This is a genomic window from Moorena sp. SIO4E2, from assembly GCF_010671945.1.
Taxonomy (GTDB): Bacteria; Cyanobacteriota; Cyanobacteriia; order Cyanobacteriales; family Coleofasciculaceae; genus Moorena; species Moorena producens.
Map to the genome: position 1 here is coordinate 1 of NZ_JAAHIE010000884.1, position 2,339 is coordinate 2,339.

General features: G+C 44.3%; 2 protein-coding genes and 1 pseudogene. 2 read left to right on the forward strand and 1 reads right to left on the reverse strand.

Going from position 1 to position 2,339, the window contains the following annotated elements; translation table 11 throughout:
• A pseudogene (locus tag F6K37_RS38575) lies at nt 1-309 on the forward strand (hypothetical protein); the annotation flags it as partial.
• Nucleotides 310-665: 356 nt separating this feature from the next.
• Here F6K37_RS38575 and lipB read toward each other — a convergent pair.
• Complete coding sequence (lipB, locus tag F6K37_RS38580) at nt 666-1,322, reverse strand: lipoyl(octanoyl) transferase LipB (protein ID WP_044493304.1); 657 nt, start codon at nt 1,320-1,322, stop codon at nt 666-668.
• Between the two features lie 191 nt (nt 1,323-1,513).
• On the opposite strand from lipB, the gene hpf reads away from it, so the two are divergent.
• Entirely contained in the window at nt 1,514-2,155 is a 642-nt protein-coding gene (gene hpf, locus F6K37_RS38585; protein WP_287256451.1) for a ribosome hibernation-promoting factor, HPF/YfiA family, read from the forward strand.
• The last annotated feature ends 184 nt before the right edge of the window (nt 2,156-2,339 follow it).

Below are 2,339 nucleotides of genomic sequence, written 5' to 3' on the forward strand. Positions count from 1 at the left end.
ACCGCTGGGGATTATGACCTCTGGTTTCATACCCAAGAGATTGCTGGGAGTCATGTACTACTGAGATTAGAGCCAGGAACAGTAGCTGATCCAGCAGATTTGCAATTTGCTGCTGATCTAGCCGCTTACAACAGCCGGGGGTGTCAGAGTGAACAGGTACCAGTTGTTTACACGAAACCCAAATATGTCTACAAGCCTAAAGGCGCTAAACCAGGCATGGCGATTTATAAGCACGAGCAAATCCTCTGGGGGCGTCCTGATCAAGGTCGTCATCACGTGATGGAATCTGCCTCAACCCAAAAAATGTAAACTTTAATTACAAAAAAGAACGTATTCTCTGTTACGATTAATTTAAAGCAGAAATTTTTAGGCTGTCGGTTTGGGAACGCGCAGCCTGGATTTTCCTCATGGAAAACGACGACGTATCTCTAATTAATTACGTGGATCATACCAGCTGTCTCAACAGCTGGTGATTTTTTTGATAAAATTTAAATAAAAATTAACAAATATACGGTGGAAAGAGGCAATACCGTTACCCAAAAACCAGGATGCTGTAGCAGGACTTTAGCTATTTGGTAAGCATATGCATTTGAAGTACCGTGGCCATAGGCCAATAGCTGATAGCTGAATGCTGATAGCTGAATGCTGATAGCTGAATGCTTACCCTAAAATCCCCTTTCCCCTTGGTCAATCAGTTGCAAACCAAAAACCTCAGCAAATTTACCACAGAGATCTAACCTTACCTGTTCCACACTAAGATCCGCAATAAACTGAGCTAGACTACCCACCGGTTTATCCGCAATGCCGCAGGGAACGATATGATTAAAACCTGCAAGGTCAGGACAGACATTCAAAGCAAAGCCATGCATGGTAATCCAGCGCTTCACCTTAATGCCAATGGCAGCAACTTTACATCCTTCTAGCCAGACACCAGTCATGCCAGCCACCCGCTCACCCTTTAGTCCATAGACAGCCAATACCTGAATCAAAACTTCCTCTAGCTGTCTGAGGTACCAGTGTAAATCTTGGCGATAGTACCGGAGATTGAGAATGGGGTAGCCTACCAGTTGTCCAGGACAGTGGTAGGTCACTTCACCACCACGCTCTATCCGATGCACGTCCCAGTTAACCTGATTGGGATCGAATTTGAGAAAGTCAAGACGAGATCCTTTTCCTAGGGTGTAAACCGGTGGATGCTCCAGCAACAGGAGAATATCATCCAAACTGGAATCTTGGAGCCGTTGACTAACTAGCGTACGCTGTTGCTCCCAAGCCACTGTGTAAGGGACTAAACCTTGATGACTAATTAAACATTTACGCACGATCCTCAATTATCTCATACTCTATGCCCTATTTTATCAATGTCAACGAATGCAAAGGAATTTGAAGAGAAATCAAAAGTTGATGTTGTCTAGAATACAAAGTGATAGGGTAAGAGTAAGAACCAATAGCAGATCTCCCCAACCTCCACTGCTATTGTCAAGCGCAAACGTTACGAGATGGAGTAGTCAGTATGAAGCTTGTTATCCAAGGTAAAAACATCGATATCACCGATGCAATTCGTGACTATGTACATCAAAAAATAGAAAAGGCGGTCAATCATTTTCAAAACATTACCAATCAGGTCGATATAAATCTATCGGTGGCTCGTAATCCTCGGATAAACCCTAAACAGACAGCTGAAGTAACCATTTATGCCAATAAGACAGTGATTCGTGCCCAAGAGGGTACTGAAAACTTGTATGCCAGCATTGATCTGGTCGCTGATAAGATTCATCGTCAACTGCGCAAATATAAGGAGAAGCTGCAATCTCAGAAAACCCGTAATCAGGCCAAGACACAGGTAATACTCGAAGAAGAATCGGTGCCAGTTGATCTGATTAGCGATCGCACTCCTGAGCTACCCGAAGAAGTGGTGCGCATGAAGTATTTTGCCATGCCGCCAATGACTGTAGAGGAAGCCTTGGAACAACTAGAGCTAGTAGACCACGATTTTTATATGTTCCGGAACATCAAAACCGGGGAGATTAATGTAATCTATGAACGCAATCATGGGGGATATGGAGTAATCCAACCCCGTAATGGCAATGGTAAAACCAACCACAGTAACGGTAAGGTACCTCAAAGCCTTAGTGCTGCCGCAGGATTCTTATAAAAACTCTGTGGAAGGTTAAAGGTTGAGCGTTGAGCGTTGAGCGTTGACCATTGACCGTTGACCGGAAATCGGGGAGTGTGAGGGGGTGAGCGCAAGCCCCTACGATTCATCCATGGGGTAAGCTCACCCCCTCACATAAACAACAATTCTTGTGGTACTGTAGGTAATAGGCTAAATAAGCAAG

Bases quoted from the DNA above. Each gene is read 5' to 3' on its own strand.
- hpf (WP_287256451.1), top strand. From the start codon at position 1,514: ATGAAGCTTGTTATCCAAGGTAAAAACATCGATATCACCGATGCAATT.